This window comes from Streptomyces sp. NPDC111520, assembly GCF_055635295.1.
The window spans coordinates 146,138-162,815 of the sequence record NZ_JBVKBW010000009.1 but is presented as its reverse complement, the minus strand read 5'-3'; the positions used below and the strand labels follow the sequence as shown (position 1 = coordinate 162,815).

The 16,678-nt window shown below is 70.3% G+C and carries 13 protein-coding genes; 7 read left to right on the top strand and 6 right to left on the bottom strand.

Going from position 1 to position 16,678, the window contains the following annotated elements; all coding sequences use genetic code 11:
- Nucleotides 1–43: 43 nt before the first annotated feature.
- From ACZ7MY_RS22625 to ACZ7MY_RS22595, 7 genes are all read left to right on the top strand, one after another.
- Nucleotides 44–2,650, top strand: coding sequence for a Pls/PosA family non-ribosomal peptide synthetase (locus ACZ7MY_RS22625; RefSeq protein WP_499604100.1), 2,607 nt, complete (start codon nt 44–46; stop codon nt 2,648–2,650).
- 24 nt (nt 2,651–2,674) lie between these two features.
- Nucleotides 2,675–3,682, top strand: coding sequence for a TauD/TfdA family dioxygenase (locus tag ACZ7MY_RS22620; protein WP_499604098.1), 1,008 nt, complete (start codon nt 2,675–2,677; stop codon nt 3,680–3,682).
- Nucleotides 3,683–3,865: 183 nt separating this feature from the next.
- Nucleotides 3,866–5,461: an acyl-CoA ligase (AMP-forming), exosortase A system-associated gene (locus tag ACZ7MY_RS22615; protein WP_499604097.1), complete on the top strand. Its 1,596-nt coding sequence runs from the start codon at nt 3,866–3,868 to the stop codon at nt 5,459–5,461.
- Nucleotides 5,462–5,625: 164 nt separating this feature from the next.
- On the top strand, nt 5,626–5,898 hold the full coding sequence (locus ACZ7MY_RS22610) for an acyl carrier protein (RefSeq protein ID WP_499604095.1): 273 nt from the start codon (nt 5,626–5,628) through the stop codon (nt 5,896–5,898).
- A gap of 914 nt (nt 5,899–6,812) precedes the next feature.
- Entirely contained in the window at nt 6,813–7,700 is an 888-nt protein-coding gene (gene sigJ / locus ACZ7MY_RS22605; RefSeq protein ID WP_499604093.1) for an RNA polymerase sigma factor SigJ, read from the top strand.
- Between the two features lie 653 nt (nt 7,701–8,353).
- Nucleotides 8,354–8,878 carry a cupin domain-containing protein gene (locus ACZ7MY_RS22600; RefSeq protein ID WP_499604090.1) on the top strand — a complete coding sequence of 175 codons (525 nt, stop codon included), beginning with the start codon at nt 8,354–8,356 and terminating at the stop codon, nt 8,876–8,878.
- A 100-nt stretch (nt 8,879–8,978) separates the two neighbouring features.
- Nucleotides 8,979–9,821, top strand: coding sequence for an alpha/beta fold hydrolase (locus ACZ7MY_RS22595; RefSeq protein WP_499604088.1), 843 nt, complete (start codon nt 8,979–8,981; stop codon nt 9,819–9,821).
- Between the two features lie 800 nt (nt 9,822–10,621).
- Here ACZ7MY_RS22595 and ACZ7MY_RS22590 read toward each other — a convergent pair.
- From ACZ7MY_RS22590 to ACZ7MY_RS22565, 6 genes are all read right to left on the bottom strand, one after another.
- Nucleotides 10,622–10,915 carry a hypothetical protein gene (locus ACZ7MY_RS22590; RefSeq protein WP_499604085.1) on the bottom strand — a complete coding sequence of 98 codons (294 nt, stop codon included), beginning with the start codon at nt 10,913–10,915 and terminating at the stop codon, nt 10,622–10,624.
- A gap of 418 nt (nt 10,916–11,333) precedes the next feature.
- Nucleotides 11,334–11,876: a SigE family RNA polymerase sigma factor gene (locus tag ACZ7MY_RS22585; protein ID WP_499604083.1), complete on the bottom strand. Its 543-nt coding sequence runs from the start codon at nt 11,874–11,876 to the stop codon at nt 11,334–11,336.
- Between the two features lie 138 nt (nt 11,877–12,014).
- Nucleotides 12,015–13,346, bottom strand: coding sequence for an ABC transporter permease (locus ACZ7MY_RS22580; RefSeq protein WP_499604082.1), 1,332 nt, complete (start codon nt 13,344–13,346; stop codon nt 12,015–12,017).
- Nucleotides 13,343–14,083: an ABC transporter ATP-binding protein gene (locus ACZ7MY_RS22575; protein WP_499604080.1), complete on the bottom strand. Its 741-nt coding sequence runs from the start codon at nt 14,081–14,083 to the stop codon at nt 13,343–13,345. The genes ACZ7MY_RS22580 and ACZ7MY_RS22575 overlap by 4 nt, the downstream gene beginning before the upstream one ends.
- Entirely contained in the window at nt 14,080–15,546 is a 1,467-nt protein-coding gene (locus ACZ7MY_RS22570; RefSeq protein ID WP_499604078.1) for a peptidoglycan-binding protein, read from the bottom strand. The genes ACZ7MY_RS22575 and ACZ7MY_RS22570 overlap by 4 nt, the downstream gene beginning before the upstream one ends.
- Nucleotides 15,543–16,478: a hypothetical protein gene (locus tag ACZ7MY_RS22565; protein WP_499604076.1), complete on the bottom strand. Its 936-nt coding sequence runs from the start codon at nt 16,476–16,478 to the stop codon at nt 15,543–15,545. The genes ACZ7MY_RS22570 and ACZ7MY_RS22565 overlap by 4 nt, the downstream gene beginning before the upstream one ends.
- Nucleotides 16,479–16,678 lie beyond the last annotated feature (200 nt).

The window sequence follows — 16,678 nt, the reverse complement described above, 5'->3', positions numbered from 1 at the left end:
CTGCGCCCGAGCACGCAAACAAGCCGACCTACCAACGGTATCCATGCCGGACGTCTACAAGCACCCCACCATCCGAACGCTCGCAGCCGCCCTCACCAACGACGCCTTGACCGCCGCACCGGCCGGCAACCCAGCCACTCTCGCCCTGTGCGAACGACGCTTCGCCGAAGTCCTGGCCGACATCGTGCACACCGAACACGTATCAGTCGACAGCCACTTCTTCAACGACCTCGGCGCCGACTCCATGCTGATGGCCCGCTTCTGCGCCCGAGCACGCAAACAAGCCGACCTACCAACGGTATCCATGCCGGACGTCTACAAGCACCCCACCATCCGAACGCTCGCAGCCGCCCTCACCCACACCGAACCCGACGCCAAGACCAGGCCCGCCTCGCAGCCGGCGACTCCGGCGGCTCCCACTGGGCCGCCGAGGCGGGCGCGCAACGCCGAGTTCGTCCTCTGCGGGGCGTTGCAGCTCCTGTTCCTCCTCGGCTACCCCGCCCTTACCGCAATCGTCGCGGTGAAGGGCTACGAATGGGTCTCGGACGGCCCGGACCCGGTCGACATCTACCTGCGGGCGGTCGCGTACGGCGGCGCGATGTTCGTCGGCCTCTGCGCCCTCCCGATCCTGGTCAAGTGGGTGCTCATCGGCCGGTGGAAGCCGCAGCAGATCCGCGTCTGGAGCATGGCGTACTTCCGCTTCTGGCTCGTCAAGACCCTGGTCCAGCGGAACCCGATGGCGCTGTTCGCCGGTTCACCGCTCTACGTGCTCTACCTGAGGGCGCTGGGCGCGAAGGTCGGTCGTGGCGCCGTCGTCTTCTCCAGGTCCTTGCCCGTGTGCACCGACCTGCTCAGCATCGGGGCCGGCACGGTGATCCGCAAGGATGCGTCGTTCAGCGGCTACCGGGCCCACAACGGCATCATCCAGACGGGCGCGGTAAGCATCGGCAAGGACGCGCTCGTCGGGGAGATGACGGTGCTCGACATCTGGACCTCGCTGGGTGACGGGTCCCAGCTCGGGCACTCCTCATCGCTGCACGCCGGACAGACCGTGCCCGACGGGGAGCGCTGGCACGGCTCCCCCGCGGAGCCGGCCGACGTCGACTGTCAGCGGGTCCCCACGATGGACGTCAGCGGTCGGCGACGGTGCGTCTTCGCGACCGTGCAGCTGGTGAACCTGCTTCTGGTGGGTACGCCGCTGGCGTTCGTCATCGTCGTCCTCGCGCTCACGAAGGTCCCGCAGCTCGTCACGCTGTTGGACGCGGGACCGCTCTCCTTCACGAGCGGCGCGTTCTACCGCGACAACGCGCTGGTCGTATCCGCCGTGTTCTTCTTCGGCGCCCTGCTCGTCAGCCTCGTCTTCGTGGGCGCCGTTCCGCGCGTGCTGAACCTCTTCATCAAGCCGGACGAGGTCTACCCGCTGTACGGGTTCCACTACTGGATCCACCGCGCGATCGCCCGCACGAGCAACAGCAGGTTCCACATGACGCTCTTCGGTGGCACCTCGTACATCGTCCACTACCTGCGTTGGCTGGGCTACGAGCTTCACGACGTACGGCAGACCGGCTCGAACTTCGGTGAAATGGTCAAGCACGACACCCCGTTCCTCAGTGCGGTCGGCAGCGGAACGATGGCCGCGGACGGGCTGTCCGTCATCAACGCCGACTTCTCGAACACGTCGTTCCGACTGTCCCGTGTGTCGATCGGGGCGGAGAACTTCCTCGGAAACGTGATCGCCTATTCCGCACAGGGCAAGACGGGCGACAACTGCCTGCTCGCGACGAAGGTCATGGTTCCTGTCGACGGGCACACACGGCAAGGTGTGGGCCTACTGGGCGCGCCGAGCTTCGAGATCCCCCGGTCGGTCAAGCGTGACGAGCGGCTCAAGGTGGAGAGCAAGGACGAGGTGCGCCGCCGCCTCGGGGCCAAGAACATCTACAACACCATCAGCATGGCGCTGTTCCTGCTGGTGCGCTGGATCCTCGCCTTCGTCGTCACAGTGCTCTACCTGGCCGCCATCGACCTCTGGGCCTCCCTGGGCGCGCTCGCGTTCGCGCTGGCCACCGCCGGGGCCTTCGTCCTCACCGTCGCCTACAACGTCCTGGTCGACCGGCTGGTCCGGCCGCTGCAGGCCTTGCGGCCGCAGGGCTGCTCGATCTACGACCAAGCCTTCTGGCGGCACGAACGCTTCTGGAAGGTGAGCTCCCTCGCCTATGTCCTCGTCTTCAACGGCACCCCGCTCAAGAACGTGATCTGGCGGCTGCTGGGTATGCGGATCGGCCGCCGGGTCTTCGACGACGGCCTCAGCGTGCCCGAGCGGTCGTTCACCACGATCGGGGACGACTGCACCTTCAATGCGGACACCATCATGCAGTGCCACTCGCAGGAGGACGGGGGATTCAAGTCGGACGGCATCGTGATCGGTGCCGGCTGCACGCTCGGTGTCGGCGCATTCGTCCACTACGGCGTGACGATGGGCGACGGCGCGGTGCTTGCCACCAGTTCCTTCCTCATGAAGGGCGAGGAGATGCCACCGCACGCGCTGTGGGGTGGGAACCCGGCCAAGGAGATGCGCGGGCGGTCGGCCGACCTTCAGGTGGGCACGATCAGCCGCTGCGACGGCGCCGCCGTGCCCGTCCACGGCGACTGACACCCGGCGAAAAGGAGAAATGAGATGTCGATCTCTTCCCAGACGGCGCTGCCCGAGGTGGACCTGCAACCCGGCAAACCGCCGGTCCTCCACACCGCTCCTGCCGACGACGCGGTGCGCTGGGCAGCCGAGAACCGCGCGGCGCTGCGCGCGGTGGTGGCCGAGCACGGATCGGTCCTGATCCGCGGCCCCGGGCTGCGCGACGCGGCCGAGACCGTCGCCGTCTTCCACCAGCTGGCCGGCACAGGTCCGATGACCGAGAGAGAGGCCTTCGCCTCCCGGCAGACCTACGCCGAGGGCGTGTACTCCTCCTCGAAGTGGCCGCCGAGCCAGCCGATGTGCATGCACCACGAACTGAGCTACCGGCTCGAGTTCCCCGGCCTGATGCTCTTCGCGTACCTGTCCGCACCCGTCGAGGGCGGGGCGACCGGTGTGGCGGACTCGACGGCCGTGCTCGACGCGCTGCCCGGTGACCTCGTCGAACGGCTCGAGCGGGAGGGCTGGATGCTCGTCCGCAACTACAACGAGGAGATCGGGACGTCGATCGCAGAGGCATTCGGCACCGAGGACCGTGACGTGATCGAGGGCTACTGCCGCGCCAATGCCATCGAGTCCGAGTGGCGATCCGATGGAGGATTGCGCACCTGGCAGCGCCGGAGCGCGGTGGTACGGCACCCGGTCACCGGTCAGCGCTGCTGGTTCAACCAGATCGCCTTCCTCAACGAGTGGACGCTCGACCCCGAAGTGCACGAGTTCCTCGTAGACACCTACGGCGCGGAGGGGCTGCCGTTCACCACCCGGTTCGGGGGCGGCGACCCGATAGGCGAGGACGTCGTGCAGTTGCTCAACGAGACGTACAAGGCCAACACCAAGCGGGAGCTCTGGCAGGCGGGCGATCTGATGCTCGTCGACAACGTCCGCAGCGCGCACAGCAGGGAGCCCTTCACCGGGCCGCGTGAAGTCCTGGTCGGGATGGTCGACCCGGTACGCCTGGCCGACTGCTCGCCGACCGTCAAGGTGAACGCCGGATGACCACGTCCCCCGTACGAACGCTCGTGGTCATCTCCGGTACCCACGTGCACCGCGCGAGCCGTCGAATCCCGTGTCCGGTCCCAGGCGCTCCCGGCCCTGCCCCCGGGGACCAGCCGGCGCAGGGCACAGGAGTGGGATTCCCCGGGCCGCCAGGAAAGAGTCGAGAGAAAGTAGTCCGCCGCAATGATCACCCGATTGCCGGACCTCGTTGCGAGGTCCGCCCAACGCAACTCCGGCGGGCCCGCCCTGACCGCACGGACGACCACGATCTCCTACACCGATCTGCACGAGCGGACGGAGCTCGCGGCCGCCGGACTGCGCGACCTCGGCCTCAGTAGTGGCGACCGCGTCGCGGTCTTCCTCGACAAGAGGATCGAGACCGTCGTGGCGCTGCTCGCCTGCTCACGGGCCGGTGGTGTGTTCGTCCCGGTGAATCCCGTACTGCGGGCCGGGCAAGTGAGGCACATCCTCGACGACTGCACCGTGCGCGTACTGGTGACCTCCACGGACCGGCTGCACACCCTTCGCGCCCAGCTCGCCGCCTGCGAGTCGCTCTCCCACGTCCTCGTGCTGGGCGACTCGCTCGCCGATGACACGGAAGCTGCTTACCGCGTGCTCCCCTGGTCGAAGGTCGCCGAGCCCGCGAGCCAGTCCGCGTGTCCTCCGGCGGGCGGCGTCGACACGGATGTGGCCGCGATCCTCTACACGTCGGGGAGCACCGGGGCCCCGAAGGGCGTCGTGCTGTCGCACCGCAACCTCGTGGTCGGCGCGGAGAGCGTCAGCGCTTACCTGGACAACACGGCGGAGGACCGAATCCTGGCCGTCCTCCCGCTGAGCTTCGACGCCGGACTGAGTCAACTGACGACCGGCTTCTGCGTCGGTGCCCATGTGGTGCTCGCCAACTACCTTCTGCCGGGTGATGTCGTCCGGCCGTGTGCGGAACACCGCATCACCGGGCTGGTGGGCGTACCGCCGCTGTGGATCCAGCTGGCAGCGCAGACGTGGCCGTCGGAGGCCGTGACCGGGGTGCGCTACTTCGCGAACACCGGGGGGCGGCTCCCGCGCGTCACCCTGCAACGACTGCGAACGATGTTCCCGAACGCCACGCCGTACCTGATGTACGGCCTCACAGAGGCGTTCCGCTCCACCTACCTCGATCCCCGGGAGGTCGACCGGCGGCCGGATTCGATCGGCAAGGCCATCCCGAACGCCGAGATCCTCGTGGTCCGGGAGGACGGCGGCCTGTGCGGTGCGGGAGAGCCGGGTGAGCTGGTGCACCGAGGCCCGCTCGTCGCGTTGGGTTATTGGAATGACGCGGAACGCACGGCCGAGAGGTTCCGGCCGCCGCCGAACCGCCCGGCCGAGCTGTGTACGCCCGAGCTGGCGGTCTGGTCCGGCGATGTCGTCGTCCGCGACGAGGAGGGCTTCCTGTACTTCGTCGGACGGCGCGACGACATGATCAAGACGTCGGGGTACCGGGTCAGCCCGCAGGAGATCGAGGAAGTGGTGTACGAGACCGGCCTGGTCCACGATGCCGTCGCACTCGGCCTCGAGGACGGGGCACTTGGCCACCGGGTCGTCCTGGTCGTGACACCCTGCGATCCCGCCGGCTTCGACCCGGCCGCGCTGACCGCACGCCTGCGGCATGAACTACCCGGCTACATGGTGCCCGCCGATGTGGTGGTCCGTGGTGTCCTGCCCAGATCGCCGAACGGCAAGTTCGATCGGGCGCTTCTTCGCCACGAGCTCAGCGCCTCCTGCCCCCAGGAGCCCGTGTGACCGCAGGTGCCTACGCGCACCCCACGATCAGCCGGTTCGCGATCACCGGCGGCAGGCTCCACATCGGCAGCCTCCCGGTCGGGGTGGCCCGCTGGGCGCGCCGGTGCCACTGCGGTCTTCATCGCAGGCCGCCGGGTCTGCACGACCGATGAGGAGAAGCCCGCATGACTCGCTCGCCAGAGATCTCGCAGGCGATTTTCGAGGACGTCAAGGCCGTCGTGGTGGTGACGCTGGACATCGAGGACCTGGCCGACGAGCTCGAGCCGGAGACGGGACTGTACGGCCACCTTCCCGAACTCGACTCGCTCACCGTCGTCAAGCTCATCGTCGCATTGCGGAAACGGTTCGGGATCGAGATCGAGATCGACGAGATCATCTGTCAGACCTTCGACACCCTCGGACAGCTCGCGGCTTTCGTGGAGTCCAAGGTGGGCTGAGAGCCGCGCGCGGCCGCCACCGCGAGGTGAGCCAGATCGTGCGCGTCATCCTGGACGACGCCGCCCAGGTTGCCGCCGGTCGAGGCAATCTCCTCGCCGCACGCCTCATCCTCCGTGCCTCTGTGAAGACAGGCTGGCACCTGTAAGAACCGGCTTGCGCCCAGGTTGGGGTCGACCGCGCCCGACCCGTACGCTGCACGGCGTGACCGTTGGCGACCTCGATCTGTCGCTCGCTGCGGGGTCCGGCCTCGCCGCTGTTGTCCCGCGGTCATGATGGAGGTGTGGCAGCCGGCTCGCAGCCTCCGGTGCCGGGGACCGTGGACCAGTCGAGCGTGTACGCCGAGGACCTGGCGCTGTAGCGGGAGAGTTCCGGCGGCGTCTGCCGACCCCGTTGGACGAGCTGTGCGGACCCGCCCGCAGGGTCGTGGATCTGCCGCCGCATGGCGCCTGGTCGGGGGATGACCTCTCCTTCACGGTTCCGCCGTGCCTGCACGCTGCCACGGGTTGATGAAAGCAGACGGGGTTTTCGGCTGTTTTTGCAGTTCAGACAACGTGCGATGGGCCGGGGTCGGAGCTGTACCGCACGCGGTTCCGCGAGCAGGGTCTCCTGCCGGGCACCGTGATCCGACCCGCGGCAGCGAGGCCCGGCGGGGAACGCACCAGCCCTCCTCGCCCTGCTCCCGCGCGGCCGCGGCCACGCGGACGTCCTTTCACCTGCCCCACGAGTGGCGGCCTCGCCCGTGGCCACCAATAAAGAGTATATGCTCCCATTTCCGTGACCCGGCAAACCGGCTGGTCACATCCCGCTCGGCGTTCCGTCGGAAGCTGAAGCGCAGGACCGCGCCGTGCTCGACCCACGGTCACGGCGACGGGTGCCGACGTGAGCTCGGGTGGAACGAAGGAGGCTAGGGCCATTGGACGTGACGCGTACGACGAGGCCACCCGGGGCGCTCGAGGACGAATGGGAGACCCTCCGGCCCGCCGTCTTCGGAGCGGCGTACCGCTTGCTCGGCAGCGTGGCCGACGCCGAGGACGTGGCCCAGGACGTGTGGCTGCGGGCGGCAACAACCGACCTGAGCGACGTCCGCGACCTCCGGTCCTGGCTGCTCACGGTGGCGGCGCGACGCTCGTACGACATCCTCAAGTCCGCCCGCGTGCGCAGGGAGACCTATGTCGGGCCGTGGCTGCCGGCGCCCCTGATGACCGGGCCGGACGCCTCCGAGGCTGTGCTGGTGGACGAAGTCGTCGGTTCCGCGATGCTCCTGGTGATGGAGGAACTGAAGCCTCCCGAACGTGTGGCGTTCATCCTCCACGACGTGTTCGCCCTTGAGTTCAGCCACGTCGCCGACGTACTCGACACCTCCGTGGCGGCCGCCCGCCAGCTCGCCTCACGAGCACGGCGGAAGGTGAGAGCGGCCCGACGGTCCACGCCCGACGCCTCCCGGGCCGAGCGCGAGCGCCTGCTCACCACCTTCCGCAACGCCTACGAAGCGGGTGACATGGCCGGCCTGGTGCGCCTCCTGCACCCCGACGCCGTCTACGTCACCGACGGGGGCGGCAAGGTCACCGCGGCGCGCAAGCTCATCCGGGGCGGAGCGCGCATCGCCATGGTGATGGGGCGGGTACGACGGCTGTGGCGTACGCACAGCATCGAGGTCGTCGAGGTGGGGGGCGAACCGGCGCTGCTGCTCCGCCGGGAAGAGCGGGCGTTCTGCGTGGACACCGTGGACGTCGAGGACGGCCTGATCACCGCCTATCGCAGGGTCCTCAACCCGGACAAACTCGCGCACCTGAACACCTGAACACCTGAACGCCGGGCAGGGCCGGCCGGTGGACGTACCGTGGCGCCCGCCGGGCCGCACGACTCGGGGACTCCCGGGGACGCACGCCGTCACACCCCTGCCGGCAACCTCGTCTCATTGCTGTGAGCACGGGGAGACCGGACCTCCTGGCTTACGTCCCGGCGGCCTCAATGACGAGAAGCCGTCTGCGGCAGGCCGCGCAGCGCCCTGATCACCGACGGCCCGACGCCGCTCCCGCGTGCACTCTCCTCCCCCGTTAAGGACGGAACTCCGTGTCAGGACCCAGCAGACGGAACACCCTCGGCACGGCCGGCACGGGCGCCCTCCGGGCGGCGCCTTTCACAGCGTGCCGCGGCCGGATCCCTCACCGGCGCGGTTCGGGGACCCGCTGTGGGTGGACCGCCCGTCCGGCTGAGGGACGTTCGTGCCGTCGGCCCGGCCCCGCCCTGGACTGACCCCGCCCGAAGCTACCGTGCCCGTCCACGCCGATGGCCTCGCCGCCTGCCGGCGGGGGGACACATCTCCGCGCCGACGGTCCGGGACGTCCGCCCCGTGATCGCGGAGATGCCCCCCGTTCCACGATGCGTCACAAGCCCGCGCCGACGGCTGTCGCGCCGGACTCCATGCCCATCACGACCAGTTTCCGAGGACACATGACCTTTTCCCTGGCCGCACTCGACCAGCACGACCCGCACTGGAACAAGCGCGGTGCCTTCTACGTGCCCTCGGGCGAAGGCCCGACGGTGTGGGCCGCGGGTGACGTCTACACGATCAAGGCCACGGGCGCGCAGACCAACGGCGGGTTCGGTTTCATAGAGGCCACGGTTCCGGCCGGCGGCGGGCCCACGGCCCACGCGCATCCCGAACAGGAGGAGACGTTCTACGTCCTCGACGGGGAACTGGAGTTCCTCGACGGCGACCACGTCTTCACCGCCGTCGCGGGCGACTTCATCCACATCCCCAGGGGAGTCCGTCACCGGTTCACGAACAGGGCGATGCACGCCGCCAAGATGATCTTCATGTTCACGCCCCCGGGCCTCGAGCAGATCATCGCCGACCACGCGCTTCCCGCCAGGCCCGGCGAGGCGCCTCCGTCGGTCATCGACGACGACCAGCTCGCGCGGTTCGACACCATGGCCCGGCTCGCGAAGTCGATCATGCTTCCCGAGCCTTCCTGAACTCCCCGCGACCTCGGGGCATCCGTCGGTGAGGCCGACGCCCACCCGGTCACGGCCCGGTCCGGACACGTGACCGTCACAGCACACAGGAGAACGAGGCATGCTCGAAGGATTCGAACACGGCTACGCCGAAGTGAACGGCACCCGGCTGCACTACGTGACGGGCGGCGAGGGCGAGCCGCTCGTCCTGATGGACGGATGGCCGCGCACCGTGCACGCCCTGCGCGAGATCCTCCCCGCGCTGGCGCGGCGCTTCCGCGTGATCGCCGTGGAGTACCGCGGCCAGGGCGCGTCGGACAAGCCCACCGGCGGCTACGACAAGAGGAACATGGCCACGGACGTCCACGAGCTCGTCCGGGGCCTGGGCCACGAGCAGGTCGGCATCGCGGGCGGCGACATCGGGGCGATGGTCGCCTACAGCTTCGCCGCCAACTACCCGCAGGCCACGAAGAAGCTCGCCATCTGGGAGGGCGGGCCCTTCTCCCGGATATTCATCGACTTCATCAGCTCCTTTCCGCAGCCGGATCAGCCGAACCCCTGGTGGTACCCCCTGAGCCAGGTCGACGACCTGCCCGTCAAGCTCCTGGCCGGACGGTTCCGGCACATCGTCGACTGGTCGGCCGAGCACCTGGCGCTCCATCCGGAGCGGATCAGCGAGGAGAGCCGTGCCCTCTACGCCGCGGCCTACGACACACCCGAAGCGGTCGCCGCGGCCTTCGCCGTGTACCGGACCTTCCACCAGGACCTGGCCGACAACAACGCCTACCCGCCGCTGACCATGCCCGTCCTGGGCCTCGGCGGGCAGTACGTCGCCGTGGTGCAGGCCATGATGGAGGGCAAGGCCACCGACATCCGTTACGCCACCATCGCCGACAGCGGCCACTACATCGCGGAGGAGCAGCCGGCAGCGCTCGTCGCCGAGCTGGAGAAGTTCTTCGGGTGATGCCGTCGCACCCGCATGGCGAGCCGTCACACGAGCGCTGACGCCGCGTTCACGACAGGGCGGCGCATGTCCCGCGTACGGCCCACCGCGGACCTCGGGTCGGGGACCGTCGTCTGATCGAGAAGCGGCCCCCTCGAAACCGAGGGGGCCGCCGCTCCGGCGCGCCCCGCGGCAGGCAGGAGTCCTTCGAGGATCCCCCTCGCCGCGTCGCAGACGCCGATGCCTCGTGCCGGTTCCGGCCGGCACCGGCAAGTGACCGCACGTGGCGCGACGAGCGGCGGATCCGCACCGTGCGTCACACCTGACTGGGCTGCCTCGTCCACTTGGCAGGAGTCACATCCCGCCGGCGGGCCCGCGAACGGGCCCCCTGAAGCGGTCGCCCGCGCGTGCGCGGCAGGCGCCTCCACGGCCGGACGCGTACCGGTGGGTCGGCCTGCCGGGTGCAGCCCGGACTCCCCACTTACCTGGACTCGCCGCACCACTGTGTGAGCCACGTCTCCCGATCGGAGAAATGCCCGGAGGCCGTCGTCGACGTACGGGCGGTGTTCCGCGCCGGCATCCGCGTGCGGTGAACCGACGGTCCCCCGGCGGCCGCACGCCGCAGCGTCCACCGTTCGGGCTCCGCGCCGAGCGGACGCACGGCATTTCCTGACCGGGCGGCGGGGGCCGTCTTCCACGACTCCGGTCGTGGAAGACGGAACGCGCCGACAGCGCGGCCCCGCAGGCAGGTCGCACCGGAGGAGACGCCTGACACCGCGGACCGGACGACAGGGCGGGCGCACCGCGTTCTCGCCGGGCGGTCACCCGCGGTCCGTCAGTACCCGGCTCAGAACTTTCGTCACTACCTGAAGCGTCTCCTCGGAGGGTTCCTTCAGGCACACATCGATCCTTGTGTCAGGGTCCTCGACGGACTTGGGCGCCCAGCCCGTCATCTGGCCGTCGCCCCCGATGGCACGGCAGTTGCCGTCGGCGGGCCCGGGGACCCCTCCCGCCGGCGACCCGGCGCTGTCGTCCTTGTCCGTGTGACTCCGCAGGAACGTGATCAGCACGCCGTTCGCGTCCAAGGCGGCCAGCGGGGGGCACGTGGTCAGCACGGCATCGGTGATCCTGGGGCACGTGCCGGTTCCGGGTGCGCGCAGCGTCTGCGACGACACGAATGCGGCCGCGGTCCCGTGGTCGTCCGTGACCGAAAGACTGTGCCAGGTCGTCGGCAGGTAGAGGGTCACACCCAAGGGGGCCTGCAGTCGCACCGGCGCGAATCGCTGACCCGCCGCGGGAGGTTCAGCCGGTGCGGCCCGGTCCGACGGGCCGAGGTTCGCCGGCCAGAGGGCGGTCGCGACGACCGCGCATCCCGCGGCGAGTGCCGACGCGGTCGTGGCCACCCGCCTGCGTCGCCTGCGCCACCGGATCCGCCGTCTGACCTCTGACACCCGGTCGGACGGCGGGGCGAGCGGGGGCACCATGCGTGTGAGGAGGGCCGGGAGATCCCTTTCGATCTCCCACGGTTCGCTCTCAGGCTCGCTGTGCATGCAGCTCACCGCCTTCCACCAGGTCCGAAGCGGCTCCCAGGTGCGCGCGCAGCATGGCCAGCGCCTTCAACGTGTGACTCCTGACCGTACCGGGCCGGCAGCCGAGCACTTGTGCGGTCTCCTCCACGCTCAGATCCTCGAAGTAACGCAGTACGACCACGGCCCGCTGCCGGGGCGGCAGCAGCCGTATCGCGTCCGACAGCCACTGCTCCCTGTCCACGGTGGCAAAGGGGTCGACGGCCTCACCCGGCCCCGCCAGCGTCGTCAAGTGGTCGTGCGGATGGGGCACCTCGCCGCGCCAGCGCCGCTGCCACCACGACAGGTGCGTGTTGACCAGGGCCTTGCGTACGTACGCCTCCGGATTGCCCCCGGCGATGGCCCCCCATTTCGGCCATACCTTCACCAGCACCGTCTGCAACAGATCCTCCGCAAGGTGCGCGTCACCCGTGAGCAGCCAGGCGACTTTGAGCAGCCTGTGCCCCCGGGCGGTGACGAACTCGTCGAAATCCGCGTCCGCGCTGTTCACCGTGTCCTGCCATCGTGTTCTCGTTCCGTTTGCTGCGCCGGACGTGCTACCGCCCCTGTGGGGTCTCGGGAGAGCGGCCTCCTCCCCCGCGCCTCGAGGAATCGGGCGCGACATGGACGTCAGGTCGCCGATCCGGCCTCAGGAAGGGGCACGGAGTGCTTCGACGGGTTCCATGCGGGCGGCGCGCAGCGAGGGGTAGAGACCCGCCAGCAGGCCCACGAGAGCGCCGGCCACCGGGGCGCCCAGGGCAAGGCCCAGGTCCAGTACCGGTGTCCACTGCCTCACCGCCGCCACGGAGACGACGACCACCACGCCGAGGGCCGCGCCGACGACGCCTCCGAGAAGCCCGATGGTGGTGGACTCCGTCAGGAACTGTCCGGCCACCTGACGCCTGGACGCGCCGAGAGCGCGCCGCAGCCCGATCTCGCCGGTCCGCTCCATGACGGTGACGAGTGTGACGTTGGCGATGCCGATGGCCCCAACGACCAGCGATACCAGCCCGAGTATCAGGAACAGGCCGTTGACGTCGCCCTCGACTCCGTTCCTGGCCTTCGACAAGTCCGGTGGCGCCGTGACGGTCAGCGCCTCCTCGTGCCCGGGCGAGAGGGCGACCGGGGCCTGCCGGGCGACCTGCTGGGCGGCGCCGAGGGAGGTGTTGACGAGGACCCGGGTCACGTGGTCCAGGCCCATCCGGTCCGCGCCCGTCGTCGGGGGCAGGATCACCGAGGCGGACAGTCGCTGCTCGCGCCGGAAACCGCCGAGCACGCCGATCACCGTGTACGACTGGCCCTCGAAGAAGACCGCGGGAGCGTCCCGTACGTCGTCGATGCCGAGCAGCCGGGCGGCCTGGTCGCCGAGGACGGCGACCCGGTCGTGGCGCGCGATGTCGCCGGCGTCGAAGAACCGCCCGGTGGCCATCGCGCCCCGGACTGCCTCCGGCAGCTCCTGGGTGGCCGCGACGACCGCCAGCGTCTGCTCGGTCAGGGCGCCCGGGGCGACCACGTCGTTCGCCCGTACCTGGACGTTCGCGCTGCCTTCGGAGTCGGACAGCGCGGCGGCGGACTCCACTCCCGCGAGCCGTTCGACGGCGTCGACACCGGACCACTCGACCAGCGGGGGCTCGGAGGACGCCCGCGACGCCGACGGCACCACGACCGTCACCGAGGTGGCGGTGAGGGCGTCGAATCGGCCGACGATCTGGTTCGCCGCCGTCGACGCCACACCGATCGTGATGACCAGGGTGCCGATGCCCAGCACCGTGCCCAAGGTGGTCAGGGCCGAGCGCACGGGGCGGGCGAGCACCCCGGCCAGGGACTCCGACCACAGGTCCCGCGGATCCATCCACGGGCGCTCGTACCCGTCGGTGCGGCGCGTCCGGCGCGGACGGCGCCGTCCGCCGCGCCGCGGTGCGGACGGTGCCCCGGCCTCCACCGGTCGTGGGCGGCCGACTTGTCGGGTGCCGGCGGTCATGCGCTCTCCTGGATGAGCCGGCCGTCGCTGATCCGCACCCGCCTGCTCGCGCGGCTGCTGACGGCGTCGTCGTGCGTGATCACGAGCAACGTCATTCCCTGGACCTGCAGTTCGTCGAAGAGGGCGAGCACGGATTCGGTGTTCTCGCTGTCGAGGTTGCCGGTCGGCTCGTCGCACAGCAGCAGCGCCGGCTCGCCCATCAGGGCGCGGGCGATGGCGACCCGTTGCCGTTCGCCGCCGGACAGGCGGCCCGGTAGGAAGCCGAGGCGGTGCTCGAGTCCGACGCGCGTCAGGGCGGCCCGGGCGCGCTCGGCGCGGTTGCGGCGCGGTCGGCCCGGGCGCGGGGTCCGGTAGGTCTCGGCGAGCATGACGTTCTCGTTCACGGTCCGGTACGGCAGCAGGTGGAAGGACTGGAACACGAACCCGATGCGGCTGCCCCGCAACGCGGTCCGCTCGGGATCGCCGAGGGTGTTGGTGAGGACGCCGTCGAGCCAGTAGCTGCCCGACGTCGGCCGGTCCAGCAGACCCAGGGTGTTGAGCAGCGTGGACTTCCCCGAGCCGGAGGGCCCGACGATCGAAAGGTGCTCGCCTCTCCGGACCTCCAGGTGCACGTCGCGCAGGGCGTGCACGGGAGGGTCGGTGTCGAACACCCGGCCCAGGCCGCTGAGCCGGATCACGGTGTCCGGGTCCGGCGCCTGTTCGGGGGCCGGGCGGAGCGGCACGGGTCTGCGCCTCACCGTCCGACCACCACCTGGTCGCCCTCGTCCAGCGAGCCGCCGTCCGCCCTCACCTCAACCTGCCCGGCGGCGGAGAGCCCCACGGTGACGGACACGTTCACGACCTCGCCGTCGCGCTGCACCCGTACCCGGGCCCTGCCGTCGGCACTGGTGTGAATCGCGGCCACCGGCACCGCCAGGACGGCGCCCTTCGAAGCGCCCACCTCGATGGTCACCTTGGCGGTGCCGCCCGACTGGTTCCTCAACGGGCCGGGGTCGGGGACGGAGATGACAAGCAGCACCGGCGCAGAGGGGTCGACGGACGAGTCGTCTGCCGCGTCGGAGCCGGGTTCGGCCCCGCTCGCGTCCTTCTTGTCTCCGCCGGCGTCCTCCCCGGCGTCCGACTGCGCTCCGGCGCCGCCGACCCGCGTCACGACGCCGCGCACACGGGTGCCGTCCGTCGTCTCGATCCGAGCCGGCATGCCCGCGCGCAGCACCGAGCCGTCGGCCCCGGGCACCACGGCCCGGACCACCACGTCGGAGCTCGTCACAGTGACGACCTCGCCGTCCGGGGTGTCGCCGAGGCCCACCTTGACCTTGTCGACCCGCACCGGCAGGTCGGGCAGGAAGACGACCTCGCCCGCCGGGACCTTGGTGCCGTACGTGGCGGTGAAAGCGCTGAGCGCCGCGTTGGCCCGGTCCAGCTGCTGTCGAGCGGAGCGCAGTTCGAGGGCGGACGCCTCGCCGGAGGGCGGCGGGGCCGGCGTGCCCGAACCACCCTTGCCGCCACCGTCACCGCCTTCGCCACCGCTGCCGCCGGCTGCGCCGTTCTGCGCCGCGAGGACCGCGCGCTGCGCGTCGGTGACGGCTGCCTCCAGGTCGCCCAGTTGCTGCTGGTCGGCGATGCCGGGCTGCTGCGACCGGAATCCCTTACTCCGGTACCAGCGGGTCACCGCCGACGCGGTGCCCTGCCGGTAGTCCCCACTGACGGCCCCCGGGGCGTGCCCGATCCGGCGCAACGCACTCTGCAACTGCCGGACGTCGTCACCCGAACTGCTCGGGCCGAGAGACCGGTACATCGGGACCGAGCCGCGCAGGACGAACACCGGACGGCCGTTCACCTGCATCAGAACGCTGCCCTCACGCAGCGTGGCACCGGCCTGCGGGAGCTTGGTGACGCGCTGCGTCGCCTCGCCGTCCGCGGAACCGCCCGCGGACCCGACGGACCCGGACAGCGACACCCCCTGCGGTGCCCCGAACTCCACGCCGCCCTGCGCGATCACGTTCGCGGTCAGTTTGCGGCGCTCCACAGCCACGGTGACCGGACCCGCCTCAGGTGGCCGGCGCGACGCCGCGGCGTCGGCCGGCGACTGCATCTGCGTACCGGCGAACCAGCCGCCCGCACCGACAAGCGCGACCACGCCCACGATCATCCCGACCTGCTTGCCGCGCCCCTGCGGGCCGCTCGGCAGACGCCGGCTCATCCGGTGAGCTCCATGAAGGGGTGCTTGGCGAGCTTGGCGAAGTACGCGGCGCGGAACTCCTTGCCGCACTCCAGGTCCTTGCGGGCGACGGCGATCTCCTGGGTGAGCTCTGCCCTGGCGGCGTCCTGGTCCATCTTCTGGACGCCGTCCTGCGGGGTCAGCGCGGCCGTCGCGAACTTCACCATGTCACCGATGGCGGTCGGCTGTGTCGTCGTCACCGCGATGCCCTCGTCGCGCAGGCAGGACGCAAACCGCTGCGCCAGGGAGATCAACCGGGGGTCCCCGTTGAGCGCCTGCTTCGCGGCGCGAACCCGCTCCTCATCGGCGGCGTGCTCACGGGCCAGTTCCGCCTGCGACTTCTCCGGCCCGTAGCCTTTCTCGATTCCCTCCTTCACACACCCCGGAAGCATCACCTTCTTCCCGCTCGCGAGTTGCTTCGCAGAGCCCATCGCCTTCTCGTAGGCCTTCCGCTGCGCCGGAGACAGCGCATCGAGGTACGCCTTGTCCGGGTTGGTCGCCTCCCGGGCCTCGTGCGCCCTGCTGCCGACGACGTCGGGGTCGTTCGGGTACACGGCGGCTGCGTAGAAGCCGAAGCCGTACTTGTCGCGGTACTTCTTCGCCAGTTCGTAGTCCTGCCCGTCGCCCGGGCTCGGCGCTGTTCCCACCCCCGACACGTGCGGGGTGTAGGTGAAGCCCTTCTTCCGCATGCAGGCCGCGGTGGCGTTCTCCGACAGGTAGACCTGCCGGGTCGTCTCGTCGGCCCCCTCGGGGATCGCCAGCTCACCGTTGGCGGCGGCCCGCGAAGGCGATGCGGGGGCGCCGGAGGAGGGTGCGGCGGAACCGCCGTCCCCCTGGGAACACCCGGCGAGCGCGAGCACACCGGCCGCGGCCGCCACCGGCCAGAAAGTGCGCGCGATGCGTATGTGAGCCATGTCGTTCCATCACTTCGATCTAGGGGATCGCACGAGGCTGTGCACTCCGTCGATGTCCTGAACCCGGTGCCCCCCTCCGACGGCATAGTTGCCACGATGTGACGTGGGTCACCGCCGCGGGAGCGAAGTGCGCCGGGAAGCCGGTTCCGGCGGCTGCCCGGCACGTCGGCCTCCGATGCCAGGAAGACGATGTGGCCGGC

What these genes read in the sequence shown, in the direction of transcription:
- ACZ7MY_RS22565 (WP_499604076.1), bottom strand. Translation starts at nt 16,478, where the DNA reads ATGGCTCACATACGCATCGCGCGCACTTTCTGGCCGGTGGCGGCCGCG.
- ACZ7MY_RS22620 (WP_499604098.1), top strand. Translation starts at nt 2,675, where the DNA reads ATGTCGATCTCTTCCCAGACGGCGCTGCCCGAGGTGGACCTGCAACCC.
- ACZ7MY_RS22625 (WP_499604100.1), top strand. Translation starts at nt 44, where the DNA reads ATGCCGGACGTCTACAAGCACCCCACCATCCGAACGCTCGCAGCCGCC.
- ACZ7MY_RS22570 (WP_499604078.1), bottom strand. Translation starts at nt 15,546, where the DNA reads ATGAGCCGGCGTCTGCCGAGCGGCCCGCAGGGGCGCGGCAAGCAGGTC.
- ACZ7MY_RS22595 (WP_499604088.1), top strand. Translation starts at nt 8,979, where the DNA reads ATGCTCGAAGGATTCGAACACGGCTACGCCGAAGTGAACGGCACCCGG.
- ACZ7MY_RS22615 (WP_499604097.1), top strand. Translation starts at nt 3,866, where the DNA reads ATGATCACCCGATTGCCGGACCTCGTTGCGAGGTCCGCCCAACGCAAC.
- ACZ7MY_RS22610 (WP_499604095.1), top strand. Translation starts at nt 5,626, where the DNA reads ATGACTCGCTCGCCAGAGATCTCGCAGGCGATTTTCGAGGACGTCAAG.
- ACZ7MY_RS22580 (WP_499604082.1), bottom strand. Translation starts at nt 13,346, where the DNA reads ATGACCGCCGGCACCCGACAAGTCGGCCGCCCACGACCGGTGGAGGCC.
- ACZ7MY_RS22600 (WP_499604090.1), top strand. Translation starts at nt 8,354, where the DNA reads ATGACCTTTTCCCTGGCCGCACTCGACCAGCACGACCCGCACTGGAAC.